The organism is Cupriavidus nantongensis (assembly GCF_041726985.1).
In the GTDB taxonomy this organism is placed as follows: domain Bacteria; phylum Pseudomonadota; class Gammaproteobacteria; order Burkholderiales; family Burkholderiaceae; genus Cupriavidus; species Cupriavidus nantongensis_A.
This window is the reverse complement of the sequence record NZ_CP168303.1, coordinates 1,995,953-2,022,294: the sequence shown is the minus strand read 5'-3', so window position 1 is coordinate 2,022,294 and position 26,342 is coordinate 1,995,953. Positions and strand designations below refer to the sequence as shown.

Genomic DNA, 26,342 nt, shown 5'->3' with positions numbered 1-26,342 from the left:
CGACGACTCATGTGAGCGAGCGCTCGAGGCTCGCGGGAGAACTCGCCCATGAATGCGCCCGGGACCGAAGAAGTGGCCCGGGCGGCCGACCTGCAACGGTCGGCCGCTGCGCCGGGCGAGACCTCGGAAGAAACCCTTTACGAGGTCCGCCGCAAAATCTATCCGCGCTCGGTGAAGGGCGCGTTCTCCAGCTGGCGGGTCTGGCTGGTGATCCTGACCCAGCTGATCTACTACGGCACGCCCTGGCTCCAATGGAACGGACGCCAGGCCGTGCTGTTTGACCTTGGCGAGCGCAAGTTCTATATCTTCGGCCTGGTGCTGTGGCCGCAGGACGTCATCTACCTGGCGGTGCTGCTGGTTATCTCTGCACTGGCGCTGTTCCTGTTCACCGCGATCGCGGGGCGTTTGTTCTGCGGCTACGCCTGTCCGCAAACGGTCTACACCGAGATCTTCATGTGGATCGAGCGGCGGGTCGAAGGCGACCGCATCGCCCGCATCCGCCTCGACGGCGATCCGTGGAGCCTGCGCAAATTCCGCATCAAGGCAACCAAGCATTTCCTGTGGGTGCTGATCGCACTGTGGACCGGCTTCACGTTCATCGGCTACTTTGCGCCGATCCGCGAGCTGGGCGGCGAGGTGCTGGCGCTGACGCTGGGCCCCTGGCAGGCGTTCTGGATGCTGTTCTATGCGTTCGCCACGTGGGGCAACGCAGGCTTCATGCGCGAGCAGGTGTGCAAGTACATGTGCCCCTACGCGCGTTTCCAGAGCGTGATGGTGGACCGCGACACTTTTGTCGTAACCTATGACGTCGGCCGCGGCGAGCCGCGCGGCAGCCGCTCGCGCAAGACCGACCATCACCAGGCCGGGCTTGGCGATTGCGTCAACTGCAGCATCTGCGTGCAGGTGTGTCCGACCGGCATCGACATCCGCGATGGCCTGCAGTACGAGTGTATCGGCTGCGGCGCCTGCATCGATGCCTGCAACCAGGTCATGGACAAGATGGAATACCCGCGCGGGCTGATCCGGTACACCTCGGAGAACGCGATGCGCAAGGGCCTGTCCGCTGCGGCATCGCGCAAGCGCCTGCTGCGTCCGCGCGTCATCATCTATTCGGTAATCTGGGTGGCGTTGCTGGCCGGGTTCATGGCGTCGATCATGCTGCGCACGCCGCTGAAGGTCGACATCATCCGCGATCGCGGTGCACTGGGCCGGGAAGTGGAAGGGCGCTGGATCGAGAACGTCTATCGGCTGCAGCTGATCAACACCACCGAAGCGCCGATGCAGATCCGCGTGCGCGCCGACAGCGATGAACTGAAGGACCTGACGGTCGAATACGACAAGCAGGCCGAATCGCTGGCGCCAACCTCAAACCGCTTGCTGCCGATCCGCATCCGCGTGCCGATCGAGGCCGCCAGGCAGGGCACCCACAAGATCAACGTAACGGTAACGAGCGAAGGCACGGAGCAGGGGCATGCCGAAATCCGGCAATCCACCAGCTTTATCGTGCCGCGCGATTTGTGAAGCTGGGCGACTCTGACGTAGTCGCCAGGACAAAGGGGGCAAGATGAGTCAGCAAGGCAATCCGTGGTGGAAGGAACCGTGGCCATGGCTGCTGATGGCCGGTCCGCTGGTGGCCATGGTGGCGTGCGGCGTGACGATCTGGCTGGCGTCGGCGCACCCCGACCTGCCGGTGCAGGGCGCGGCGCGGCATGGCCTGGTGGTCGAGAAGGTGGAAGCGGTGGCGCCCAGGGCCGCGGCAGCGAGGCAGCCATGAGGTTGCGCTGGCTGATGTGGGTGCTGTGGCCGGGCTTCCTGATGGCGGGCCTGGCGACGGCGACGGTTTTCTCCGTTGTCGATCCGGGCGACCTGAAATTCTTCGGCCATCCGATCGAATCGTCGCGCGAGTCGGTCTATACCGTCGGCTTCCTGCTGGCGTGGGTGTTCTGTGCGTTGTCCAGCGGGCTGACGCTGTACACCATGCCGACGCGGCTGGCGGATACGGACGAACTGGAATAGGGAAGGACCACCGCGTTGCCGGGGCCGCAGGCGGCGCGGCAACGCCGCTGTGGCTCAGCAGCTACGGCTGTAGAGTTGCTTGATGCCGTCGATGTCGATCAGCTTGACATGCCGCTGGCGGATCTGGATCAGCCCGGCCTCGGCAAAGCGCGAGAACAGGCGGCTGACGGTCTCGAGCTTCAGCCCGAGGTAGCTGCCGATCTCTTCTCGGCTCATGCGCATCACGAACTCGGACGCCGAATACCCGCGCGCCGACAGCCGTTCCGACAGGTTGATCAGGAAGGCGGCGAGGCGTTCCTCGGCGCGCATCGAGCCGAGCGTGACCAGCATCAGCTGGTCGTGGGTGATTTCCTTGCCCATCAGGCGCAGGAACTGCTGCTGCAGCGAAGGCAGGTCGGCCGACAGCGTCTGCAGATCGTTCATGCGGACCACGCATACCTCGGTATCTTCGAGCGCGGTCGCATCGGATGCATGCTGCATCTCGCCCAGGCCGTCGAGTCCGACGATTTCACCGGGCAGGTGGAACCCGGTAATCTGCGAGCGTCCGTCTTCGGTGGTGACATGCGTCTTGAGCGTTCCGAAGCGGATGGCGTAGACCGCGGTGAGCGGGTCACCCATGCGGTAGAGGGTTTCCCCCTTGTGCACGCGGATGCGTTCCTGCACCAGCGTGTCGATCTTGGCAAGGTCTTGCTGCGACATGCCAACCGGAAGGCACAGCTGTCCCATCGCACAGGTGGAGCAGCGGGGCGACATCTCGGTAATGGGGATGGAGGTGAGCAATTGGAACCTGCTAGAAATGGCAGCGGGGCACGATATGGTCATTTTACCGTGCGATGTGATCCGGCAGGGAGACAGAATTGACATTTGGAGTATTGATCAGCGTTTTCCTGCTCGCTCTGCTGGGCGGCGTGCACTGCGCCGCCATGTGCGGCGGGGTGGCGCTGGCCGTGGAGCAGCGGCGCGGCAAGGCAGCGCCGGTCAGCCTGGTACGCAGCCGCACTGCATGGCTTGGCGAGTTATTGGTGATGCACTTCGGCAGGATCAGCACCTATATGCTGCTCGGTGCCGCGTTGGGCGCCGCCGGCGCCACGGCGTGGAAGCAGGACTATCTGCCAGTGCAGCGCTGGCTGTTCGGTGCCGGCAGCCTGATGCTGCTGTGGTCGGGCTGGCGCCTGCTGCGCGGCAGTACCTTTACCGTGAACTGGCTGGAGCGGATGGCGGCGCGTGCCGGCACTGCGGTGGCCGGCCGGCTCGGCGGCCTCGCCGGCGCGATGCCGGCCTTCGTGCGGGGGCGCGGCGGGCTGGCCCGGCGTTATGGCGTGGGTCTCGCCTGGGGGCTGGTACCGTGCGGCATGGTCTACGGCGCGCTGACGCTGGCGCTGCTGGCAGGCAATGCCGGCTCGGGCGCGCTGGTGATGGGTGTGTTCGGGCTTGGCACGCTGCCGAACCTGCTGGTGCTGTCCGGGCTGTCCGGCTATCTGAGGCTTTGGTCGCGACGACCGGGTGTGCGCCTGGGCGCGGGTCTTGCCGTGATGGCGTTCGGCGGTCTTGGCATTGCTCGAGCGGTGCTGCTGCCACATTCGCTGGCGGAACAGGGCTTTTGCCTGGTGTTTTGATGCCGCACGCGGCATCCTGCGGCGTTGGCACCCCGCGCAAGCAGGATGATGGTTGCAGGCGGAGGCGGGAATGCCATACAATCGCCAGCATTGCGGTATCGCGCGGAGTCAGACAGGCTGCGGTAAGCAGCGGCGAACAGCGCCAGGCGGTCTTCCTATCCGAAGGCGCGCTCGGGACGCGGGAAGCGGAAGGCTTTCGATGAGCGCCAGTCCCCGCGGTCCATCCGGTTCAAAAGATCTGGTTCAAAAGTCCGGTTGGCGCTGCGGCGTGGTAGATGCCGGCCTTGCTCCCGATACCCGTATTTTCTTGCGTCCGAGGCGTTCAGTTCGCCGACCGCGATGTCCGTTTGTGCGGATGAGCGACGCAAGGGGTTCGCTGGCCGGTCCATGACGGCATGCGAACGATCTCCTGCCGGAAGCACCCGGCAACTCGATGCAAAGAAAGGGAAGTGCACGGCGGGGTACAACAGGTATCCGGCTCGCTGCGCAATGAGATGGCGGTGGCTCTGGCACCGCTGTATCCAAAATCTCCGGTGCCCCGGATCCGTCCGGGAGCAGGTGCAAAGACAGGCTGCACACCATCAACATGAATACCCAAGAGGCGAAGATCGTCCTCGAGACGGCGCTGATCTGCGCGCAGGAACCGTTGCGCGTCAACGATCTGCGCCGCCTGTTCGACGATGACGTCGGCGCAGACACCATCCGCGTGCTGCTGGACGAACTGCGCCAGGACTGGCGCCCGCGCGGCGTGGAACTGGTGGCGCTGGCCAGCGGCTGGCGGTTCCAGAGCCGGCCCGAAATGCGGGAATACCTCGACCGCCTGAATCCGGAAAAACCGCCAAAATACTCGCGTGCGGTGATGGAGACCCTGGCGATCATCGCCTACCGCCAGCCGGTGACCCGCGGCGATATCGAGGAAATCCGCGGCGTGACGGTCAGCACGGAAGTGATTAAGAAGCTCGAAGACCGCAGCTGGATCGAGGTCATCGGCCATCGCGACGTGCCGGGCCGTCCGGCGCTGTATGCCACCACCAAGGCCTTCCTGGACGACCTCGGGCTGCGCACGCTGGACGAGCTGCCGCCGCTGGAAGACGCCCAGGCGCAGGCGCAGGCCGCCTTGCTGGAGCAGCAGGCGATCAACTTCGAGGACCTGGCGGCGAACAAGCCGGCCAGCGCCGACGAGGAAGCCTTTGCCGATCCGGCGCCCGCGCGCGCAGGCGAAGCCGCTGCGCCCGAAGACGGCGCCGATGGCTTTGACGCACAGCCGGCCGCCGAGACGGTGGTTGAGGCGGGTGCGGACGATGCCACCGAACCGGCCGCAACTTCTGCGGACGGGGCGCGGGAACAGCTGCCGGACGACGGCACCCCGCCGCACCCGAGCGAGCACGACGAGCGCGTGCCGAACTGAACAACATGCAACATCCGATAGTGAATATCTTGTCTGATTCCGTTGAGCAAGACGCCCGCCATGCGGGCGCATCCGCCGATACCGGCGCCGCAGAACCCGGAACGGGCAGCGACGCCGCGCCCCGCCGCAAGGGGCTGCGCCGCGGTCTGAGGAACCTGGTGGCATCCCGCCGCCAGGCGGCGCAGGACCGCGCGGAGGGCGCCGAAGGCGCCGGCGCGGCCGGCCAGGTCGATGCCGCAGAGGCGGGTGCCGCCGCAAGCGCGGGCCCGGCTGGCGCCGGGCGTGGCGGCCAGCGCGGCCGCGGCAAGCGCAAGACGGGCCAGGGCGAAGCCGGGCAGGGCAGCCAGGGCGGCAGCAAGGCAGACAAGATCGACCGCGCGGCCCGCGCCGAAGGCGCCGACAAGCCGGAGCAGCCTGGCCGCAAGCGCAAGCAGGCCCCGCGCGGCGGCAAGCCCGCGACGTCCGGGGATACCCCGGGCGCCGGCGCGCGCCAGCAGGGCCGGCGCAAGGATGGCGGCAAGCCGCAGGCACCGCGCAAGGGCCAGGCCGGCGCCGACAAGTCCGCGGCCGGCAGCGAAGACCTGTTCCGCTTCGTCATTTCCGAGCAGTACGACAGTGAAGACACCGTCATCCCGCGCACCAAGGCCAAGCCCGTGCGCGAGCTGTCCGCCGATGACGACGCGCCCAAGCTGCACAAGGTGCTGGCCGAAGGCGGCCTCGGCTCGCGCCGCGAGATGGAAGAGCTGATCCTGCAGGGCCGCGTCTCGGTCAACGGGCTGCCGGCCCATATCGGCCAGCGCATCCTGCCGGCCGACCAGGTCCGCGTGAACGGCAAGCTGATCCACCGCAAGGTGTCGACCAAGCCGCCGCGCGTGCTGCTGTATCACAAGCCTGCCGGCGAAATCGTCAGCCAATCGGATCCGGAAGGCCGTCCGACCGTGTTCGACAACCTGCCGCGCATCAAGACCGGCAAGTGGGTCGCGGTGGGCCGCCTGGATTTCAACACCGAAGGCCTGCTGATCTTCACCACCTCGGGTGACATTGCCAACCGCTTCATGCATCCGCGCTACGGCGTCGAGCGCGAATACGCGGTGCGCACGCTGGGCGAGCTGGCCGAAGCCGACCGCCAGCGCCTGCTGCATGGCATCAAGCTGGATGACGGCGAGGCCAACTTCCTGCGTATTGCCGATGGTGGTGGCGAAGGCGTCAACCATTGGTACCACGTGGCCCTGACCGAAGGCCGCAACCGCGAAGTGCGCCGTATGTTCGAGGCGGTCGGCCTGACCGTGTCGCGCCTGATCCGCACCCGCTACGGCCAGTTCCTGCTGCCGCGCGGCCTCAAGCGCGGCCGTTGGCAGGAAGTGGAGCCGAACGACGTCAAGACGCTGATGACCAGCGTCGGCCTGAAGGTGCCCGGCAAGGGCGAACAGGCGCCCAAGGGCGCCACCAAGGTGGGCGGGCGCAAGCAGCGCACCGAGGCGGCGATTGCCGGCATGCCGATGCATACCGGCATGGACGGCCTGCCGCGCTTCGAACAGGGCGGTCCTCGTGGCGGTGGCGGTGGTGGCAGCCGCAGCAGCCAGCCGGATCCGATGAAGACGTCGATGGGCTATATCAGCCACGGGCCGACGCTGCTGACTTCGCACGCCGCCAACCTCGGCGGTGGCCGCGGCGCCGGTGCGCGCCAGGGACGTGGCGGCGGCGCTGGCATGGGAGGCATGGGCGGCGCAAGGGGCCAGGCCGGCCAGGGGCAGGGCAAGGCCCGTCGCAGTGGTGGCGAGGCCAATGGCAACGTGATGCCGAAGGCGGCAAAGGCCGGCGGCAACCGTTCGCCGCGTGGCGGCGGTGGCAATCGCGGTGGCAACCGCGGCGGCAATCGTTAAGCGCTGTATGCGGCGCACGGCGGGCGGAACGCCTGCCGGCGCTGCGTGCGGTCCGCGGTAATGTCTGGCTTTTGCCTTTTCGACATAATCCGCGTATAATTCAAGTCTATTCAAAAAGCCATCCTCGTCCGAGGATGGGCGAATGATGGGCATTGCGCCCATTTTTTTTTGGTTCGCCCGTTTTTCGGTGCTTCCGCATAGGCGGAAGGGGTGGCGGACAGGCAGCGCTGCAGCAGGGTCGTCCCGGACGGCACCGGCGGGTTTGCCTGCCACGGTGTTGATGGCCATTACTCGGGATAACAGTGCATCTGGCAGATTTGATCGAAACCACCCTAAGCGGCATGGGATATGAGCTGGTCGAGCTCGAGCGGGCCCCGGCCGGATTGCTGCGTGTCTATATCGATCAGCCTGAAACCGGCATTGCCATCGAGGATTGCGAAAAGGTGAGCCGCCAGCTCACCCACGTGTTTACGGTCGAGAACGTCGACTATGAACGCCTCGAGGTCTCGTCGCCCGGACTGGACCGGCCGCTGAAGAAGCTGGCCGACTTCATCCGCTTTGCCGGCGCCGAGGCGCGCGTGACGCTGCGCCTGCCCGTCAACGGACAGAAGAACTTCACAGGCATCCTGCGCGAGCCCACCGGCGCCGCGGGCGAAGAGAAGATCGGCCTGGAGTTCGAGGGCAAGGATGGCCCCGCGCTGCTGGAATTTGCCGTATCCGATGTCGACAAGGCACGCCTGGTGCCGGTGATCGACTTCAAAGGAAATCAAAGAAAAGGGAACAAGCAATGAGCCGCGAAGTTCTGTTGCTCGTCGATGCGCTTGCGCGTGAGAAGAACGTCGACAAGGATGTGGTATTCGGTGCCCTGGAGGCGGCGCTCGCCTCGGCCACCAAGAAGCGTTTCGAGGAAGACGTGGATATCCGTGTCGCGATCGATCGCGAATCGGGCGAGCATGAAACCTTCCGCCGCTGGCTGGTCGTTCCCGACGAGCTGGGCCTGCAGGAGCCGGACAAGCAGATCCTGCTGTTCGAGGCCCGCGAGGAAAACCCGAGCATCGAGCTGGGTGACTATATCGAGCAGCAGATCGAGTCGGTCGAGTTCGGCCGCATCGGCGCGCAGGCTGCCAAGCAGGTGATCCTGCAGCGCATCCGGGATGCGGAGCGCGAGCAGATCCTGAACGACTACCTCGACCGCGGCGAAAAGATCATGACCGGCACGGTCAAGCGCGCCGACAAGAAGGGCCTGATCGTCGAGTCCGGCCGCGTCGAAGCGCTGCTGGCCCGCGACCAGATCATCCCCAAGGAAAACCTGCGCACCGGCGACCGCGTGCGCGCGTATATCCTCAATGTGGACCGCGCTGCGCGCGGCCCGCAGATCGAGCTGTCGCGCACCGCGCCCGACTTCCTGATCAAGCTCTTCGAGAACGAAGTGCCTGAAATGGAACAGGGCCTGCTGGAGATCAAGGCGGCTGCCCGCGACCCGGGCGTGCGTGCCAAGATCGCGGTGGTCGCGCATGACAAGCGCATCGACCCGATCGGCACCTGCGTGGGCGTGCGCGGCACGCGCGTCACCGCGGTGCGTAACGAGATCGGCGGCGAGGCGGTGGACATCGTGCTGTGGTCGGAAGACCCGGCGCAATTTGTGATCGGCGCGCTGGCGCCGGCGCAGGTGCAGTCGATCGTGGTCGATGAAGAGAAGCACAGCATGGACGTGGTGGTCGACGAGGAAAACCTCGCCGTCGCCATCGGCCGCAGCGGTCAGAACGTGCGCCTGGCGTCCGAGCTGACCGGCTGGCAGATCAACATCATGACGCAGGAAGAATCGGCGCAGAAGCAGGCCGAAGAGAGCGATGTCGTGCGCAAGCTGTTCATGTCCAAGCTGGACGTGGATGAGGAAGTCGCCGACATCCTGATCGAGGAAGGCTTCTCCACGCTGGAAGAAGTGGCTTATGTCCCCATCAGTGAAATGATGGAGATCGAGGCCTTTGACGAAGACACCGTCAACGAGCTGCGCAATCGCGCGCGTGATGCGCTCCTGACGATGGAACTGGCCCGGGAAGAAAAGGTGGAAGAGGTGTCGCAGGACCTGCGCTCGCTCGACGGCCTCAACCCGGAACTGATCGGCAAGCTGGCCGAAGGCGATATCCATACGCGTGACGACCTGGCCGAACTGGCCGTGGACGAGCTGGTCGAGATGACCGGTGTCAGCGAGGAAGAAGCCAAGTCGCTGATCATGAAAGCACGGGAACATTGGTTCAACTGAGGGACACGCCCTGGCCGCTGAAACCGGGCAGGGCGCGCTTTCCGCAACAATTTGTCCCGACGTAGAAACCAAGCATTGAAAGGGTTTGAATGGCAAGCACAACAGTTGCCCAACTGGCCGCAGAACTGAGTCGCAGCGCAGCTGCCCTGCTGGAACAATTGCAGGCGGCTGGGGTGGGCAAAGCGACGCCAGAAGACATCATCACGGAATCGGATAAGACCAGGCTGCTGGATTATCTGAAGCGCTCGCACGGCCAGGCCGACGACAGCGCCCGCAAGAAGATCACACTGACCAAGCGCGAAACCTCCGAGATCCGCCAGTCGGATGCCACCGGCAAGACCCGCACGGTCCAGGTCGAAGTGCGCAAGAAGCGCGTGCTGATCAAGCGCGACGACGCTGCGCCGGAAGCGCAGGCCGATGGCGCCGAGGCCCAGGCCCAGGTTGTCGACGCTGCCGAGGAGGCGCGCCGCGAAGCGGAAGAGCGCCGCCAGGCCGAACAGCTGGCGCGTCAGGAAGCCGAGGCCAAGGCCGCCCGCGAGGCCGCCGAGCGCGAGGAAGCCGAGCGCCGCGCGCGCCAGGAAGCGCTCGAGGCCGAACAGCGCCGCCAGGCCGAACTCGCTGCCCGCAAGGCCGAGGAAGAGGCTGCCGCATCCCGCGCCGTGACCGAAGCCAACGAGGACACCTCGCGCAAGAAGGCCGAAGACGAAAAGGCCCGCGTCGCCGCCGAACGCGCCGAGGCGCAGAAGGCTGCCGACGAGGCCAAGGCTGCCGCCGACAAGGCCCGCGCCGAGCAGGAAATCGCCGCGCGCAAGCGCCGCGAGGCTGCCGAAGCCGAAGCCCGTGCGATCCAGCAGATGCTGAACGCGCCGGCACGCGTGCTGAAGGCGCCGTCCGAGCGCAAGGCCGAGGAAAAGAAGGCCGAGCAGACCGGTACGCTGCACAAGCCGGTCAAGCCGGCCGGCACCGAAGCCAAGCCGGGCGAGAAAAAGCCGGTGACCGCCACCGCCACCACCACCACCGACAAGAAGGGCAAGGTCGTCAAGACCGGCACCTCGTCGACGTGGCAGGACGAAGGCAGCCGCAAGAAGGGCAGCGGCCTGAAGACGCGCGGCGATTCGTCGGGCGGCGTGGGCGGCTGGCGCGGTGGCCCGCGCGGCCGTGGCGGCCGTCAGCAGCAGCATGACGACGGTCGCAGCAACTTCCAGGCGCCGACCGAACCGGTGGTGCGCGAAGTGCACGTGCCGGAAACCATCTCCGTTGCCGACCTGGCCCACAAGATGGCAGTGAAGGCGTCCGAGGTCATCAAGCAGATGATGAAGCTCGGCCAGATGGTGACGATCAACCAGGTGCTGGACCAGGAAACCGCCATGATCGTGGTGGAAGAAATGGGCCACAAGGCGTACGCCGCCAAGCTGGACGATCCGGAAGCGCTGCTGGTGGTCGACGGCGAAGAGCACGAGGACGCCGAGCTGCTGCCGCGTCCGCCGGTGGTGACCGTGATGGGTCACGTCGACCACGGCAAGACCTCGCTGCTGGACTACATCCGCCGCACCAAGGTGGCCGCGGGCGAAGCCGGCGGCATTACGCAGCATATCGGTGCCTACCATGTGGAAACCGACCGCGGCGTGATCACCTTCCTGGATACCCCGGGTCACGAGGCCTTCACGGCCATGCGTGCCCGCGGTGCCAAGGCCACCGACATCGTGATCCTGGTGGTCGCGGCCGACGACGGCGTGATGCCGCAGACCAAGGAAGCGATCGCGCACGCCAAGGCTGCCGGCGTGCCGATCGTGGTGGCGATCAACAAGGTCGACAAGCCCGAAGCCAACCCGGACCGCGTCAAGCAGGAACTGGTGGCCGAGCAGGTGGTGCCGGAAGAATACGGCGGCGATTCGCCGTTCGTGCCGGTGTCCGCCAAGACCGGCGCCGGCATCGAAGACCTGCTGGAGCAGGTGTCGCTGCAGGCCGAAGTGCTGGAACTGAAGGCACCGGTGGACGCCCCGGCCAAGGGCCTGGTGGTGGAAGCCCAGCTCGACAAGGGCAAGGGCCCGATCGCCACCATCCTGGTCAGCAGCGGCACGCTCAAGCGTGGCGATGTGGTGCTGGCCGGCAGCGCCTACGGCCGCGTGCGCGCCATGCTGGACGAGAACGGCAAGGCGACCAAGGAAGCCGGCCCGTCGATCCCGGTGGAAATCCAGGGTCTGTCCGAAGTGCCCGCCGCCGGCGAAGAAGTGCTGGTGCTGCCGGACGAGCGCAAGGCGCGCGAAATCGCGCTGTTCCGCCAGGGCAAGTTCCGCGACGTGAAGCTGGCCAAGCAACAGGCCGCCAAGCTCGAGAACATGCTGGAGCAGATGGCCGAAGGCGAAGTCCAGACGCTGCCGCTGATCGTCAAGGCCGATGTGCAGGGTTCGCAGGAAGCGCTGGTGCAGTCGCTGCAGAAGCTGTCGACCGCCGAGGTGCGGGTGCAGATCGTGCACGGCGGCGTGGGTGGCATCTCCGAGTCCGACGTCAACCTGGCGACGGCCTCGAAGGCGGTCATCATCGGCTTCAACGTGCGTGCCGATGCGGGCGCGCGCAAGCTGGCCGAGCACAACGGCATCGATATCCGCTACTACAACATCATTTACGATGCGGTAGACGAGATCAAGGCGGCGATGTCGGGCATGCTGGCGCCGGAGAAGCGCGAAACCACCACGGGTACGGTCGAGGTGCGCCAGGTGTTCCGCGTGCCGAAGGTCGGCGCGGTGGCCGGCTGTATGGTCACCGACGGCGTGGTCAAGCGCAATTCGCTGGTGCGCGTGCTGCGCAACAACGTGGTCATCCACGACGGCGAGCTGGATTCGCTCAAGCGCTTCAAGGACGACGTCAAGGAAGTCAAGCAAGGCTTCGAGTGCGGTCTGTCGATCAAGAACTTCAACGATGTTCAGGAAGGCGACCAGCTCGAGGTGTACGAAATCACAGAGGTGGCGCGCACGCTGTAAGGCGTCGCAAGCAACGGCAGGCTTCGGCCTGCCGTTGTCATCTCGACCAGACTGTATTGAATGGCCAAGAAAGGCAACATCTCCTCCCGCAATCTCCGCATCTCCGACCAGATCCAGAAGGACCTGGCCGAGATGATCCAGCGCGAACTGCGCGATCCGCGCCTCGGCCTGGTCACGCTGCAATCCGTCACGCTGACCCCTGACTACGCGCACGCCAAGGTGTACTTCACCGTGCTGGGCGCCGAGGCGGCCGAAGCCGAAGCCATCCTGAACGAGAAGGCCGGCTACCTGCACTCGCTGCTGTTCAAGCGCCTGCACATCCATACCGTGCCGACGCTGCATTTCCATCACGATACCTCGGTCGAACACGCGATCGAGATGTCGAGGCTGATCAACGAAGCGAACGCCACGCGTTCGAAAGACGAAGACTGACGCCGGCGCCCATGCCAGCCGGCATGGGCTTTCCTGGCGCGGTCGCCGCGCGTTGTGCACCCGCCTTCCGCTTGTTTCCCGATGACCGATTCCAACGCCAACCGTCCGCCGCGCCTGCCGCGCCGCGAGGTCCATGGTGTGCTGCTGCTCGACAAGCCGCTCGGGCTGTCGTCCAACGACGCGCTGGTGCGCGCCAAGCGCCTGTTGCGCGCGGCCAAGGCCGGCCATACCGGCACGCTCGATCCGCTCGCCACCGGGCTGCTGCCGCTTTGCTTCGGCGAAGCCACCAAGTTCTCGCAGGACTTGCTGGAAGCGGACAAGACCTATGACGCCGAAGTGCGGCTCGGCGCGCGTTCCAGCACGGGCGATGCCGAAGGCGAGTTGCTCGACGTGCGTGCGGTCACCTGCGACCGCGCCGCGGTGGAGGGTATGCTGGCAAGTTTTGTCGGCGAGATCGAGCAAGTGCCGCCGATGCATTCGGCGCTGAAGAAGGACGGCCGTCCGCTGTACGAATACGCGCGCGCCGGCCAGACCGTAGAGCGCGCGGCGCGCCGCGTCACGATCCGTTCGATTGCTTTGCTGGACTGCGCCTTGCCCGAGGCACCGTCGTTCACGATGCGGGTGACGTGCAGCAAGGGCACCTATATCCGCACGCTGGCCGAGGACATCGGCGAAGCGCTGGGTTGCGGTGCGCACCTGACCGGACTGCGCCGCATCGCCGTGGGCGACCTGACCCTCGACGGCGCGGTGACGCTGGCCCAGATCGAAGCACAGGATGATGGGCAGCGCCCGGCCATGCTGGCGCCGGTCGATGCCCTGCTGCAGAAATGCGTGCCGGTGCAGCTGGATGCGGCAGCGGCGGGGCGCTTCCTGCAGGGCCAGCGCATTGCCCAGCGCGACCTGCCGGCCGGCACCGTGCTGGCCGAGGAAAGCCTGGCCCGGGTCTATGCCGGCGAGCCGGCGCGGCTGCTGGGCGTGGCACGCATGCGCGAAGGCGCGTTGCGGCCGGAACGGCTGGTCAAGCTGTAAGGCGGCGGGCGGCGACCTAGCCGCCGCACCGACCGACAGCCCTTATTCCAAGGTGACCTTGGCCGTCTTGATCACGTCGGCCCACATCTTGCGGTCCTGCGCGAGGAACCCGGCAAAGTGCTCGGGCGTATCGCCCACGGGCTCGGAGCCGAACTCGGCCATCTTCTTCCTGACTTCCGGGTTTGCCAGCGCCTTGACCAGCGCCTGGTTGTAGCGGGCCACGATCGCCTTCGGCAGGTCCTTCGGCCCGAAGATGCCTTGCCAGGTCGGCATGTTGAAGTCCTTCAGCCCGCTCTCGGCCAGCGTCGGCACTTCCGGCAGCAACGGCGAGCGCTTGCTGCCGGTGACGGCCAGCGCCTTGACCTTGCCGCTCTTGGCGAGCGCCGCGGCGGTGGTGATGTTATCGACCGTCATCGCGATATGGCCGCCCATCAGGTCGGTGATCACCGGCGTTGCGCCCTTGTACGGCGCATGGACCATGTCGATGCCGAGCCGGTGCAGCATGGTTTCGGCGATCAGGTGGTTAGAGGTGCCGACCCCCGCGGTGCCATAGGTGACCTGCGGCGTCTTCTTGACGTACGCGGCGAAGTCGGCCATGGTCTTGACCGGCAGGGCCGGGTTGACGATCACGACATTGGGCTGCGTCGCCAGCATGGCGATGGGGGTGAAGTCATCCGCCTTGTACGGCGTGCCCTTGGGATTGAGCACGTGGGTCACCGCCATCGCGCCGGCGGCGCCCATGCCGATGGTGTAGCCGTCGGCCGGTGCCTTGGCCAGCTTGTCCGCGGCGATATTGCCGCCTGCGCCGGGCACGTTTTCCACCACCACCGGCACGCCCAGGCTTTCCGACAGCGGCGCCTGCACCAGCCGCGCCAGCAGGTCGGCCGAACCGCCCGGGGCAAAGCCCACCAGCAGGCGCACCGGCTTTGCCGGCTTCCATTCCTGCGCCTGCGCGGCCGGGACCATCGCAGCACCCAGGCTGATCCACATCATGCCGCGTGCCAGCGGCTTTCTCCACTTTCCTACCTTTTCCATGCCTTCCAGCTCCAGCAGTGTCATGGGCAATTTGTCAGCGGGCTTGCCCTTACCCGGAATGCGTTTGCTGCGTGCGCGAATTCTGTGAGCGGCATCAGGCCGCCGCGCCGCCGAGCACCTGTCCCAGCAGCCGTGCCACCATGCGGTTCGACAACAGCACCGGCGCCTGCGCATGACGTGCCACCGTGGCCCGCATGGCTTCGGTGTAGCCCATGCAGTGCATCACCACCAGGTCGCAGCCGCGCAGCGCCGCGCCCGCCTGCGCGAAGCGGCCGGTATCGCTGTCGGCGCTGTCTGTATAGGGCGATGCGTGCGTGACGCGCAGCTCGCAGGGCACCGGCTGGATCAGGTGAAAGCCGCTCACCTGCGCCTGCAGTGGCAGCACGATGCCGAGCCGCTTGCAGCCCTGCGCCAGCGCCACCGTCAGGTGATCCACCACTTGCTGCGGTTCGAGCACCAGGGTCTGCATCGGCGGCAGCGCGGTGCCGGTGCACAGCGGCACCAGCGCGTCGAAGCGGCCATCGTCGAGCGACGTCATCAGCCGCGCCAGCATGGCCTCGGCCACCGGCTTGCCCATCACCGCCTGCGTGCCGTCGCGCAGGCGGCTGGCGAAGCGGTACTCGCCGGCGGCAGGCGCCAGCGCGGCGATCTCGTCGGGGCCCAGCGCATCGAGGATGCCGAACTCTTCGACCTCCGCCGGCAGGCCCAGGTCGGCCATCATCTGCGGCACCACGTCGGTCCGCGGCGACTGCCCGATGGTGACGAAGGCCACGCGCGGCGGGCGTGGGGCGGCCGTGGTCATGCTTCGGTCCCGACGGTCTGCAGGTGAGCAAGCGAGCCGTAGCGCCGCTGCAGCTCGGCCCATTCCCCGGCATCGTAGAAGGCGCACTGGCCCTCGCCGAAGTGCTTGGCGACCTCGATGCAGAAGCGCGTCGCCACATCGATGTCGAAGGCGTTGGTGACGCCGGTGGCGCAGCCGGGCACGGTGGTCTGCGCGGTCAGCGCCACGCCCACCACCGGCGCCGCGGTGACGATGGCCGGCTGCATGATCGAATTGACATGCCACAGGCCATTCTCATACGGGGTGATGTCCTGGGTGGTCAGCGGCAGCACCATCGGCAGTTCGCCGCTGACCCAGCTCATCAGGTCCAGCATCCGCTCCGGCAGGCGCAGCAGCCAGCCTTGCCTGGCCACCGGCGTCAGTGCCACCCCGCGACGGTTGACGAAGCGGTTGCCGCGCGTGGTGTCGACCGACAGGATCGCTGCCATGTCCGGATGGACTTCGTGCGCCATCATCGTGCGCATCGCAAACGGCGATTTCATCATCGGGACCGGCTGGTGCGGCCGCGTGGCCGCGTGCGGGCAGATGTGGGTATGGATCCGCACCGGGCCGGCCAGCACATCGCCGCTGGCGGCCATGTCGGCCAGCTTGAGCGCGGTGGCGACGGCAACGATGGCGCCGTCGGCATCCGACACCAGGCCGGTCACGGCAGGGCGCGCGCCCACGCCGCCGAGGCGGCCGACCACGCCCAGCGCGGGCGCATCGGGGTTGCGGCCGGGCAGGGTGCAGGCGAGGAAGTCGGTGTAGAGGCCGTTCTCTTCCACGCGCGTCACCGTGACGTCGCGGATGCCGCGGGCGCGCAGCAAAGCAGCAACGGCTGCGCCGTCGACATTGGCTGCGGACAGCAGCTCGATCGATTCAATCACCTGCTTGATGGACATCTTGCTTGGGGTTCCTTGCTTGCGTTACGGAATGGCGATGACTCAGCTGGCAGCGGTGCAGGCCGGCACGGACAGGGCGCCGGGGGCGACGTCCACGATCTGCCGGCCAAGGAACCAGCGCGCGCGATGCGCGCCGCCCATCTCCATGCGATCGCCCGAGACGCGCACCCAGTTGCCTTCGGGCAAGCCCAGCACCGGTGTCTGCGGCTGCAGCACCGTGAATTCGGCCAGCCGCTGGTCGCGCGTTTCGCCGCGGAAGCCAGGCACCACCAGGTTGAAGTAGTGCGGGTTGATCTGGAACGGCACCAGCCCGAGCGCGTCGAGGCCGCCAGGGTCGGCGACCGGCATGTCGTTGGTGGTGCGGATAGTGGGGCAGGCGACATTGGTGCCGGCGCTCCAGGCGATATAGCGTGCGGCGCCCGCAGCCACCTGGCGCGCGATCACGGGCAGCAGGCCGCGCTCGCGCAGGCATTGCAGCAGACGGAAGGTGTTGCCGCCGCCGATGACGATCAGTTCGGCCGCTGCCACCGCCCGCACGCAGTCGGCATCGGAGAGCCGGTGCGGCGATTGCGCTGCGATGCCGGCCGGAGCCAGTGCGTCGCGCACCAGCGCTTCGTAGCTGTCCCAGTCGCGCGTGACGCCGGCGAACGGCAGGAAGCAGGCGCGGGTGCGCCCGCCGGCCAGTTCGCGGATCGCGTCGTGGGCATGGACGAGGTAGCCCGCGTCGCTGGAGGAGTTGCTGAGTAACAGGAGTTCCATGGGATTGAACTGCCGGGATGGCTAGTTGGCGGCGGTCTCGCCGGGATGGAGCCAGAGTGGATCGCCGAGGCGCTCCCCGAGCGGCGCCACCGCCTGCACCAGGGTTTCGCGCAGCGCGCGCGCCTGGGCCTGGCTGACCTGCATCGCGGTGAAGGACAGGCACAGCCCGCGCACGTCGCCGGAGAGTGGATCGGCCAGCGTGGTGGCAACAGCGCCGATGCCCGGCATGCCTTCGTTGACGGCGATGGCGCTGCGCTCGGCGCGGGCGGTGGCGACGCGCTCGCGCAGCTCGGCGACGGTGGCGGGGCATCCGGCCGGTGCGTCGGGAAGCTTGCGGGCGCCGCTTGCGCCATAGCGCGCGCTGAATTCGGTATCAGGCAGGCGCGACAGCAGCACGCGGCCCATGGCGGTGGTGAAGGCCGGCCGGCGCGCGCCCGGCGGCGACAGCACCTGCACCGGGTTGCTGCCGTTCAGGCGCTGCAGCACCACGGTGTCGGTGCCATCGAGCATCGACAGGTAGGCCGTGAAGCCGGTCGAATCCGACAAGGCGGCAAGGATCTCGCGGCACTGGTCGTCAAAGGGGTGCGCCTGCGTGGCCGCCTGCGCCGCGCGGATCACCAGTGCGCCGGGGCGATAGCGGCGCGTCGACGGCTGCAGCTCCAGCAGCCGGTAGCGCACCATCTGGGCGAGCAGGCGCGATGCCGAGCTCTTGGCCAGCCCCAGTTCATGCAGCACATCGTTGAACGTGATCTCGTGGCGGCCGTGACCGAACAGGTCCAGCACGCTTTCCACGCCTTCAAGAATGCTCACTTCGCCTCTCCATCCACGTTCATCGCCTTGGTTCCGTTTTGTGGAACTAAGGTTCCGTAATTCGGTTGGCAAATCATAGGGCGATGGATGGCGGAACACAAGGGGAAATTTCCCTTGCCGGATCGGGGCAAAAAAAATGGCCCCGAACCGGGGCCATTCCATGCATCACTGAAGCGGGCGCTCAATGCGCCGCCATCGCGTCCGCCGAGCCGCCACCGCCACCCCTGGCCGGCCGCGTCAGCCAGACAAAGCCGATCAGCACGAAGAACAGCATGCCCGAGATCCAGAAGATGTCGTTGGCGCCGAGCATGGCTGCCTGCTGGGTGATATTGCGCTCGATCACGCCGACCGCCTGCGCCTGGCTCATGCCCATCTGCATCAGGTGATTGAGCTGGTCGTGGTAGACCGGGTTATACGGGTTGACCTGCTCGACCAGCTGCGCGTGGTGCAGCGCCGAGCGGTTCTCCCAGACGGTGGTCGAGACCGACGCGCCGATGCCGCCGAAGGTGATCCGAACGAAGTTCGACAGGCCCGAGGCTGCGGGGATCTTCTCCGACGGCTGGCCCGACAGGATGATCGAGGTCAGCGGGATGAAGAACATCGCCATGGCCGCACCCTGGATCAGCGTCGGCACCATCAGGGTCCAGGTATCGACCTGCGTGGTGAAGCCCGCGCGCATCAGGCTGACGATGCCGAAGGTGATGAAGGCCGCGGTGGCCACCCAGCGCGCATCCATCTTCGGCAGGTTGCGACCGATCACCGGCGACAGCAGGATCGCGAAGATGCCGACCGGCGCCATCACGATGCCCGCGTCGGTCGCGGTATAGCCGACGATGGTCTGCAGCCACAGCGGCAGGATCACCAGGTTGCCGAAGAACAGCCCGTACGCCACCGAGATCGCGACCACGCCGGAACTGAAATTGCGGCCCTTGAACAGGCTGATGTCGACAATGGGATGCTTCTCATAGGTTTCCCACGCCAGGAAGAACAGGAAGCCGACGATCGTCACCAGCGTCAGCACCACGATCTCGGTCGAGTGGAACCAGTCCAGCTCCTTGCCCTTGTCCAGCATCAGCTGCATCGAGCCCACCCAGATCACCAGCAGCGCCAGGCCGATGCGGTCGATCGGCAGCACCTTGGTGGGCGTCTCGCGATCCTTGTAGATGGCCCAGGTGGCGTAGGCGGTGACGATGCCCACCGGCACGTTGATGTAGAAGATCCACGGCCAGGTCATGTTGTCCGAAATCCAGCCGCCCAGCAGCGGCCCCATGATCGGCGCCACCAGCGTGGTCATGCCCCACAGCGCCAGCGCCATGGTGCTCCTCGCGGGCGGATAGCTCGCCAGCAGCAGCGACTGCGACAGCGGGATCATCGGCCCGGCCACCGCCCCCTGCAGCACGCGTGCGGCCAGCAGCGTCTCCAGGTTGGGCGCGACGCCGCACAACCACGACGCCAGCACGAACAGCAGGATCGAGGTGATGAACAGCCGCACCGCGCCGAAGCGCGTGGTCAGCCAGCCGGTCAGCGGCACCGAGATCGCATTGGCCACCGCGAACGAGGTGATGACCCAGGTGCCCTGGTTCGGCGCCACGCCCAGGTCGCCGGAGATCGCCGGGATCGACACGTTCGCGATCGACGAGTCGAGCACGTTCATGAACGTGGCCAGCGACAGCGCGATGGTGCCGAGCACCAGCTTGCCGCCGGTCAGCGGCTGCGGCTGCTGGGGCAGGGCCCGCGCCGGCGCGGGGCCGGCGCCGGGCGCGGCCGGTGCAGCGGAGGGGGAGGTTGCCATGATCAGGTGTTGGCCGGCTTGGCGTTGGCGGCGCTGGCCGAGGACAGGCCGGTGCCGCGGCCGCCGTTGTTGGCGGCGATGATGCGCGCGATCAGCTGGTCCGCATCCTGCGCCACCTTGTCATAGACGTCGGTCTGCATCGGCCTGGCCGGCGCGGCGGCGGCCATGGCGGCACCTTCCTCGCGGCGCACGTCGACCTTGACCGTCATCGACAGGCCCACGCGCAGCGGATGGTCCTTGAGCTGCTGCGGGTCCAGCGCGATGCGCACCGGCAGGCGCTGCACCACCTTGATCCAGTTGCCGGTGGCGTTCTGCGCCGGCAGCAGCGAAAACGCCGAGCCGGTGCCGGCCGAGAAGCCGGCGACCTTGCCGCGGTATTCGACCTTGGAGCCATAGACGTCGGCTTCCAGCGTCACGGGCTGGCCGATGCGCATATGCGTGATCTGCACTTCCTTGAAGTTGGCGTCGACCCAGACCTGGTCCAGCGGCACCACTGCCATCAGCGGCGCGCCGGCGGCCACGCGCTGGCCGACCTGCACCGAACGCTTGGCGACGTAGCCGGTCACCGGCGCCGGTAGCGCCGAGCGCGCGAACGACAGGTAGGCCGACCGCAGGTTCGCGGCGGCGCGCTGCACGTTGGGGTGGTTTTCGACCGTGGTCTGGTCGGTCAGCACCTTGTTCGATGCCAGCTGCTCGCGCGCGGCCAGCAGCGCCGACTCGGCGCCCTTGAGCGCAGCCTGGGCATGCGAAATCTCTTCATTCGACACCGCGCCCGAGCCGGCGATGGCCTGGCGCCGGCGCAGGTCATCGCGGGCCTTGGCCACGTCGGCTTCGCGCAGTGCCACGTTGGCGGCGAGCGAGCCGTTGTTGACGTACAGCGTGCGCACTTCGCGCACGGCCTGGGCCAGCTGGGCCTCGGCCTGTTCCAGCGCCACCTGCGTGTCGGCGCGGTCGAGCTGGATCAGTGGCTGGCCGGCGGTGACCAGTTGCGTGTCGTCGGCGGCGATCGATACCACCGTGCCGGCCACCAGCGGCGTGACCTGGACCACGTTGCCGGCGACGTAGGCGTCGTCGGTGCTTTCGAAATGGCGGGCATACATCCCCCAGTACACGCCGTAGCCGATGCCGGCGACCACGATCGCCGCGCTCAGCGACAGCAGCATGCGCTTGCGCTTGCCGTTGGGAGGGGTGGCCGTGGCTTGCTGGGAAGCGTTGGTGCCGGCCGCTTGCTGATTGTTGCTCATGATGTCTTCTGGATAATCTTGTCTGCGATCACCGGGTGCGCGGATCAGCCGCGGGCGCCCGACTGGGTGTGGTCCTGGGTGTGGTCCGGCTGCCGTGCCTGGCCATGCGCCACGCTCTCGTGGCCTTCGGCCGGCTCCTGGTAGCCGCCGCCGAGCGCCTTCATCAGGCCCATCTGCAGGTCGAGCCGCCGCGCCTGCAGGTCGGTCGCCAGGCGGCGCTGCTGCAGCACGTTGCTTTCCGCGTTGAGCACGGTCAGCTGCGTGCCCAGCCCGGCCTTGTAGCGCGTGGTGGCCAGCACGTAGGCGTGCTCGGCCAGGTCCAGCGCTTCGCGCTGGGTCTGGATCTGCTGGTCGACGCTGCGGATGCTGGTCATGGTGTCGGCGGTCTCGCGCAGTGCATCGACCAGCGCCTGGTTGTAGTTGGCCACGGCGATGTCGTAGCCGGCGTACTTGCCCTTCAGGTTGGCGCGCAGCTTGCCGCCTTCGAAGATCGGCAGCCGGATGGTCGGGCCGATGCCGAAGGTGCGGCTGATGCCCATCAGCAGCTTGGACGGGTCCAGCGCGGCCAGGCCGGCGAACGCGCTCAGGCTGACGTCAGGCAGGAATTCCTTCTTTGCGACGTTGATGTCCTTCGACGCGGCCTCGACGCGCCAGCGCGCCGCCACCAGGTCCGGGCGGCGGCCCAGCAGGCCGATGGTCAGGTTGTCGGGCAGCGTCGGCGTGGCCTGCGCCAGCAGCACCGGGCGCTGGATCTGCAGGCCGCGGTCCGGGCCCTTGCCGAGCAGCGCCGCGAGCTGGTTGCGGGCCAGCGCGATTTCTTCATCGACGCGCTGCAGGTCTGTCTGCGAGGCCGCCACCGTGCCGCGCGCCTGGGTGGTTTCCACCTGGGTGTCCAGGCCGGCGGCCAGGCGCTGGCGCGACAGCTCGGTCAGGTCGCGGCGCTGGGCGATGGCGCGCTCGGCCACGTCGCGCTGCGCATACAGGGCGGCCAGGCGCGCGTAGTTGCGCGAGATAGACGTTGCCAGGATCAGGCGCGCGGCCTGGCTTTCGGCCTCGGCGGCGCGGTCGTCGGACAGCGCGGCTTCGAGCGCATCGCGGTTCTTGCCCCAGAAGTCGAAGTCATAGGACAGGCCCACCTGCAGGCGCGACTGGTTCTGCCACGAGCCCGCCAGCGGCGTGCCCTCGAACAGGTCGTTGTTGGAAAAGCGCTGGCGCAGCAGGCTGCCTTCGAACTCCAGGTGCGGGTACAGCGCGCTGCGGGTGGCCTCGGCCATCGCGCGCGACGCCTCGACGCGGGCAAACGCGGCCTGCAGGTTGGGGCTGTCGTGGATTGCCTCGTCGACCAGGGCATTCAACTGCGGGTCCTGGAACTGGCTGACCCAGTCCTGCGACGGCCACTGGCCGTGTTCGCCGGGCAGGGTTTGCGAAGTCGCCATCGCGGCCGGATCGGCCATGGTCTGGGTGCTGTGCGAATTGCCAAGCGCCGCGCACCCGGCCAGCGCCGCGGCCGCGATCGCGGTGAGCGCCAGCGTGCCGGCACGGCGGGCCAGCTTGCGGGAACTGGCAGGCCGGGTAAATCGGAAGGAAAGAACTGGTTTCATGGTGTTGCTCCATGGCGGAGCCATACGGTGTCTACGGGCTGCTGACGGTGTCCGGCCGGGCTGGCCGACGCGGACGATCTGGCGTGCCGGAAGTCCGGCGCGCAGCCTGCTACCCGCTGTTGTCGATGACCCGCCGCAGCATGCTGCGCAGCAACTGGATCTCGTCCTCGGAAAAACCGCGAAAGTGGTGCGCCAGCACCTTGCAGAAGATGGCCGGCAGTTGCTGCACCAGCTCCTGGCCCTGCGGCGTCACCGACAGGTCGACCACGCGGCGGTCGGCATCGCGGCGGCGGCGCTCGATCAGGCCGCGCTTTTCCATGCGGCTGAGCAGCCGCGTGACCGAGCCCATGTCGGTGTTCAGTTCGCGGCCCAGGTCGGTGACGGTCGAGGCACGCCCGGTGGCCAGCATCATCAGGCAGCTGGCCTGGGCCTGCGTGATGTCCAGGTTGCTGACCTCCTGCTCGACGCCGTGCGCCAGCATGTTCTTGGCCCGCTGCATCAGGTAGCCGACGCTGTCGCACATCTGGTACTCGGCGGGATCGAACGGGCCGGCCGTGGCAGGGGGTGGAGCGGAAGAAGGTGCTTGTGACATCTTTGCCTTTGCAATCTTTGCTGAGGCAAATATATGTTCACGTTCAACGATCCGCAAGAAAGGAAATTCGTCATTGCGAAATCAGCAAATATTTTCCCTATGCCAGGGGCGGTCCCGGTCAACGCTTCTTGCGCCGCAACATGCTAGAATGTTGGGTTACCTCAGATTCTCCGGCCCTCCTTGCGAGGGCCCCGTTCTTAGCGAGACGCAGCAATGACCCGCGCCATCCGAAATATCGCCATCATCGCCCACGTCGATCATGGCAAGACCACCCTGGTCGACCAGCTCCTGCGCCAGGCAGGCACCTTCCGCGACAACCAGCAAGTCGCCGAGCGGGTGATGGACTCGAACGACCTGGAAAAGGAACGCGGGATCACGATTCTCGCGAAGAACTGTGCCGTCGAGTACAACGGCACCCATATCAACATTGTCGACACCCCGGGCCACGCCGACTTCGGCGGTGAAGTGGAGCGCGTGCTGTCGATGGTCGACGGCGTGCTGCTGCTGGTCGACGCGGTCGAAGGCCCGATGCCGCAGACCCGCTTCGTCACGCGCAAGGCGCTGGCGCTGGGCCTGAAGCCGATCGTCGTGATCAACAAGATCGACCGCCCGGGCGCGCGCCCGGACTGGGTCATCAACCAGACCTTCGACCTGTTCGACAAGCTGGGCGCGACCGACGAGCAGCTCGACTTCCCGGTGATCTACGCCTCGGGCCTGAACGGCTACGCCGGCCTGACCGAAGACGTGCGCGACGGCGACATGAAGCCGCTGTTCGAGACCGTGCTCGACAAGGTGCCGGTGCGTGACGACGACCGCGACGGCCCGCTGCAGCTGCAGATCATCTCGCTGGACTACTCCAGCTACGTCGGCAAGATCGGCGTGGGCCGCATCTCGCGCGGCCGTGCCCGTCCGCTGCAGGACGTGGTGGTCAAGTTCGGTCCGGAAGGCAACCCGATCAAGGGCCGCATCAACCAGGTGCTTAAGTTCCAGGGCCTGGAGCGCGAAATCGTGCCGGAAGCCGAAGCCGGTGACATCGTGCTGATCAACGGCATCGAAGAGCTGGGCATCGGCTGCACCGTGTGCGCGCCGGAGGCCCCGGACGCGCTGCCGATGCTGAAGGTGGACGAGCCGACGCTGACCATGAACTTCTGCGTCAACACCTCGCCGCTGGCCGGCCGCGAAGGCAAGTTCGTCACCAGCCGCCAGCTGCGCGAGCGCCTGGACCGCGAACTGAAGTCCAACGTGGCGCTGCGCGTGGCCGATACCGGCGACGACACCATCTTCGAAGTGTCGGGCCGCGGCGAACTGCACCTGACCATCCTGCTGGAAAACATGCGCCGCGAAGGCTACGAGCTGGCGGTGTCGCGTCCGCGCGTGGTGTTCAAGGAAATCGACGGCGTCAAGTGCGAGCCGTATGAACTGCTGACCGTCGACGTCGAAGACAGCCACCAGGGCGGCATCATGGAAGAGCTGGGCCGCCGCAAGGGCGAACTGCTCGACATGGCGTCGGACGGCAAGGGCCGCACCCGCCTCGAGTACCGCATCCCGGCTCGCGGCCTGATCGGCTTCCAGGGCGAGTTCCTGACGCTGACGCGCGGCACCGGCCTGATCAGCCATATCTTCGACGACTACGCGCCGGTGCGCGAAGGCGGCCTGGGCGAGCGCCACAACGGCGTGCTGATCTCGCAGGACGACGGCGACGCCGTGGCCTACGCGCTGTGGAAGCTGCAGGACCGCGGCCGCATGTTCGTCAAGCCGGGCGATGCGCTGTATGAAGGCATGATCATCGGCATCCACAGCCGCGACAACGACCTGGTCGTGAACCCGATCAAGGGCAAGCAGCTGACCAACGTGCGCGCCTCGGGTACCGACGAAGCCGTGCGCCTGGTGCCGCCGATCCAGATGTCGCTGGAATACGCAGTGGAATTCATCGCCGACGACGAACTGGTCGAGCTGACGCCCAAGAGCATCCGCCTGCGCAAGCGCCACCTGAAGGAGCACGAGCGCAAGCGTGCCGCCCGCGAAGGCGCATAAGCGCCCAGGCACTGACGCTGCCCACAAAAAACCGCGCCTGCAGGCGCGGTTTTTTATTGCGTGCCCGGCAGCGTCGCCGGCACCGCGGCACGCGGGCTGCGCCATTCCGGCGGCTTCCACAGGTAGCGCAGGTCGCGGTCGCGCCAGGCATCGGCGAACATGTCGCGCCATTCGTGGAAGGTCAGCGTCAGCGGGTCATGGCTGCGCACCTGGCGCGTAATGCCGTAGACCGGCGCCTCGCGCTCGGGGACGAAGGTGCCGAACAGGCGGTCCCATAGCGTCAGCACGCCGGCATAGTTGCGGTCGATGTACTGCGGGTTCTTCGCGTGGTGCACGCGATGGACCGAAGGCGTGTTCAGCAGCCGCTCGACCATCGGCCAGCGTTGCCCCAGGCGCGTATGGACGAAGAACTGGAAGCCCAGGTTCAGGCCCACGGCGAGGATCACCCAGTCCGGCGTGAAGCCGATATACGCCAGCGGAATCCAGAACAGCCACATGCCGGACAACGGATACGTCAGGCTCTGCCGGAACGCGGTCGAGAAATTCATGCCCTCCGACGAATGATGCGTCACGTGCGAGGCCCACAGCCAGCGCACGCGATGGCTGGCGCGATGGAACCAGTAGTAGAGCAAGTCCTGCAGCAACAGCAGCAGCAAGAACGACCACAACGTCTGCGGCATGGCCTGCAGGCCGTGCTGGTAGCACCACGTGTAGACGGTGCGGACCATCAGCCAGAGGAAGAACGCGTCCGAGGCCTGGTGCATCAACGCCAGCGCGGCGTTGGAGAGCGTGTCGCGCAGGCTGTAGACGGCGGGGTCGCGGCGCGCCCAGTACCACGCTTCGGCGCCGATGGTCAGCACGAAGACCGGCGCGAAGGCCAGCAGCACGAGTCCGGGATCGAGCGATGCGGTGTTCATCCCGGCAGTGTGCCTGTTCGCCATGAAATTGCCACGAGGGCTTCCTCCAAACGGTGGTGTGCGCGCTGCATCCGCCACTTGATGGCGATGATGTACTGCCACGCAATTCTGTCGCGCGTGTGAAGGCGAGCAATACGGGTAAAGGATGCGGCACCGGCGCCGTAGTTGGACAGGGCAGCGGCGCGGCGCGCCGCCTTCATTCAGTTTC

At 67.0% G+C, this 26,342-nt stretch carries 24 protein-coding genes; 12 read left to right on the top strand and 12 right to left on the bottom strand.

What is annotated here, in order from left to right; all coding sequences use genetic code 11:
* Positions 1-48 precede the first annotated feature (48 nt).
* Genes ccoG through ACEI37_RS20540 form a run of 3 tightly spaced genes read left to right on the top strand, consistent with a single transcriptional unit; the run spans position 49 to position 2,016 of the window.
* Positions 49-1,521 carry a cytochrome c oxidase accessory protein CcoG gene (ccoG, locus tag ACEI37_RS20550; protein WP_373377957.1) on the top strand — a complete coding sequence of 491 codons (1,473 nt, stop codon included), beginning with the start codon at positions 49-51 and terminating at the stop codon, positions 1,519-1,521.
* A gap of 43 nt (positions 1,522-1,564) precedes the next feature.
* Positions 1,565-1,774 (top strand): hypothetical protein, encoded by a 210-nt coding sequence (locus ACEI37_RS20545; RefSeq protein WP_373377956.1) that lies wholly within the window; start codon positions 1,565-1,567, stop codon positions 1,772-1,774.
* Entirely contained in the window at positions 1,771-2,016 is a 246-nt protein-coding gene (locus ACEI37_RS20540; protein ID WP_012353116.1) for a hypothetical protein, read from the top strand. The genes ACEI37_RS20545 and ACEI37_RS20540 overlap by 4 nt, the downstream gene beginning before the upstream one ends.
* A gap of 54 nt (positions 2,017-2,070) precedes the next feature.
* Here ACEI37_RS20540 and fnr read toward each other — a convergent pair whose 3' ends face one another.
* On the bottom strand, positions 2,071-2,796 hold the full coding sequence (fnr, locus tag ACEI37_RS20535; RefSeq protein WP_018007730.1) for a fumarate/nitrate reduction transcriptional regulator Fnr: 726 nt from the start codon (positions 2,794-2,796) through the stop codon (positions 2,071-2,073).
* 77 nt (positions 2,797-2,873) lie between these two features.
* On the opposite strand from fnr, the gene ACEI37_RS20530 reads away from it, so the two are divergent.
* From ACEI37_RS20530 to truB, 8 genes are all read left to right on the top strand, one after another.
* Positions 2,874-3,632, top strand: a complete 759-nt coding sequence (locus tag ACEI37_RS20530) for a sulfite exporter TauE/SafE family protein (RefSeq protein ID WP_373377955.1) — start codon at positions 2,874-2,876, stop codon at positions 3,630-3,632.
* A 586-nt stretch (positions 3,633-4,218) separates the two neighbouring features.
* Complete coding sequence (scpB, locus tag ACEI37_RS20525; protein ID WP_373377954.1) at positions 4,219-5,040, top strand: SMC-Scp complex subunit ScpB; 822 nt, start codon at positions 4,219-4,221, stop codon at positions 5,038-5,040.
* A 5-nt stretch (positions 5,041-5,045) separates the two neighbouring features.
* Complete coding sequence (rluB, locus tag ACEI37_RS20520; RefSeq protein ID WP_373377953.1) at positions 5,046-6,923, top strand: 23S rRNA pseudouridine(2605) synthase RluB; 1,878 nt, start codon at positions 5,046-5,048, stop codon at positions 6,921-6,923.
* A gap of 302 nt (positions 6,924-7,225) precedes the next feature.
* Positions 7,226-7,714 carry a ribosome maturation factor RimP gene (rimP, locus tag ACEI37_RS20515; protein WP_018007726.1) on the top strand — a complete coding sequence of 163 codons (489 nt, stop codon included), beginning with the start codon at positions 7,226-7,228 and terminating at the stop codon, positions 7,712-7,714.
* Positions 7,711-9,186 carry a transcription termination factor NusA gene (gene nusA / locus ACEI37_RS20510; RefSeq protein WP_012353109.1) on the top strand — a complete coding sequence of 492 codons (1,476 nt, stop codon included), beginning with the start codon at positions 7,711-7,713 and terminating at the stop codon, positions 9,184-9,186. Before rimP ends, nusA begins: the two co-directional genes overlap by 4 nt.
* 89 nt (positions 9,187-9,275) lie before the next feature.
* Complete coding sequence (gene infB / locus ACEI37_RS20505; protein WP_373377952.1) at positions 9,276-12,167, top strand: translation initiation factor IF-2; 2,892 nt, start codon at positions 9,276-9,278, stop codon at positions 12,165-12,167.
* Between the two features lie 60 nt (positions 12,168-12,227).
* Positions 12,228-12,599, top strand: a complete 372-nt coding sequence (gene rbfA / locus ACEI37_RS20500; protein WP_092309110.1) for a 30S ribosome-binding factor RbfA — start codon at positions 12,228-12,230, stop codon at positions 12,597-12,599.
* An 81-nt stretch (positions 12,600-12,680) separates the two neighbouring features.
* Positions 12,681-13,628 (top strand): tRNA pseudouridine(55) synthase TruB, encoded by a 948-nt coding sequence (gene truB / locus ACEI37_RS20495; RefSeq protein WP_373377951.1) that lies wholly within the window; start codon positions 12,681-12,683, stop codon positions 13,626-13,628.
* Between the two features lie 42 nt (positions 13,629-13,670).
* Here truB and ACEI37_RS20490 read toward each other — a convergent pair whose 3' ends face one another.
* From ACEI37_RS20490 to ACEI37_RS20450, 9 genes are all read right to left on the bottom strand, one after another.
* The gene (locus ACEI37_RS20490) at positions 13,671-14,663 is read right to left on the bottom strand and encodes a Bug family tripartite tricarboxylate transporter substrate binding protein (RefSeq protein WP_373380290.1); all 993 of its coding nucleotides are present in this window, start codon (positions 14,661-14,663) and stop codon (positions 13,671-13,673) included.
* A gap of 94 nt (positions 14,664-14,757) precedes the next feature.
* The gene (locus tag ACEI37_RS20485; protein ID WP_373377950.1) at positions 14,758-15,465 is read right to left on the bottom strand and encodes an AroM family protein; all 708 of its coding nucleotides are present in this window, start codon (positions 15,463-15,465) and stop codon (positions 14,758-14,760) included.
* The gene (locus ACEI37_RS20480; RefSeq protein ID WP_373377949.1) at positions 15,462-16,385 is read right to left on the bottom strand and encodes a DUF1177 domain-containing protein; all 924 of its coding nucleotides are present in this window, start codon (positions 16,383-16,385) and stop codon (positions 15,462-15,464) included. The genes ACEI37_RS20485 and ACEI37_RS20480 overlap by 4 nt, the downstream gene beginning before the upstream one ends.
* A 42-nt stretch (positions 16,386-16,427) precedes the next feature.
* Positions 16,428-17,144, bottom strand: a complete 717-nt coding sequence (gene pepE / locus ACEI37_RS20475) for a dipeptidase PepE (RefSeq protein WP_373377948.1) — start codon at positions 17,142-17,144, stop codon at positions 16,428-16,430.
* Positions 17,145-17,165: 21 nt separating this feature from the next.
* Positions 17,166-17,954, bottom strand: a complete 789-nt coding sequence (locus ACEI37_RS20470) for an IclR family transcriptional regulator (RefSeq protein WP_373377947.1) — start codon at positions 17,952-17,954, stop codon at positions 17,166-17,168.
* 181 nt (positions 17,955-18,135) lie between these two features.
* A complete protein-coding gene (locus ACEI37_RS20465) occupies positions 18,136-19,746 on the bottom strand; it encodes a DHA2 family efflux MFS transporter permease subunit (protein WP_373377946.1) in 1,611 nt (536 codons plus the stop codon).
* 2 nt (positions 19,747-19,748) lie between these two features.
* Positions 19,749-20,990, bottom strand: a complete 1,242-nt coding sequence (locus ACEI37_RS20460; protein WP_373377945.1) for an HlyD family efflux transporter periplasmic adaptor subunit — start codon at positions 20,988-20,990, stop codon at positions 19,749-19,751.
* A 44-nt stretch (positions 20,991-21,034) separates the two neighbouring features.
* On the bottom strand, positions 21,035-22,591 hold the full coding sequence (locus ACEI37_RS20455; RefSeq protein WP_373377944.1) for an AdeC/AdeK/OprM family multidrug efflux complex outer membrane factor: 1,557 nt from the start codon (positions 22,589-22,591) through the stop codon (positions 21,035-21,037).
* Positions 22,592-22,700: 109 nt separating this feature from the next.
* Positions 22,701-23,183 (bottom strand): MarR family winged helix-turn-helix transcriptional regulator, encoded by a 483-nt coding sequence (locus tag ACEI37_RS20450; RefSeq protein ID WP_373377943.1) that lies wholly within the window; start codon positions 23,181-23,183, stop codon positions 22,701-22,703.
* 213 nt (positions 23,184-23,396) lie between these two features.
* On the opposite strand from ACEI37_RS20450, the gene typA reads away from it, so the two are divergent.
* Positions 23,397-25,217, top strand: a complete 1,821-nt coding sequence (gene typA, locus ACEI37_RS20445; protein ID WP_373377942.1) for a translational GTPase TypA — start codon at positions 23,397-23,399, stop codon at positions 25,215-25,217.
* Between the two features lie 53 nt (positions 25,218-25,270).
* Here the strand turns inward: typA and ACEI37_RS20440 are convergent, their stop codons facing one another.
* Positions 25,271-26,134 carry a sterol desaturase family protein gene (locus tag ACEI37_RS20440; RefSeq protein ID WP_373377941.1) on the bottom strand — a complete coding sequence of 288 codons (864 nt, stop codon included), beginning with the start codon at positions 26,132-26,134 and terminating at the stop codon, positions 25,271-25,273.
* The gene (locus ACEI37_RS20435) at positions 26,131-26,334 is read right to left on the bottom strand and encodes a hypothetical protein (protein ID WP_373377940.1); all 204 of its coding nucleotides are present in this window, start codon (positions 26,332-26,334) and stop codon (positions 26,131-26,133) included. Before ACEI37_RS20435 ends, ACEI37_RS20440 begins: the two co-directional genes overlap by 4 nt.
* Positions 26,335-26,342 lie beyond the last annotated feature (8 nt).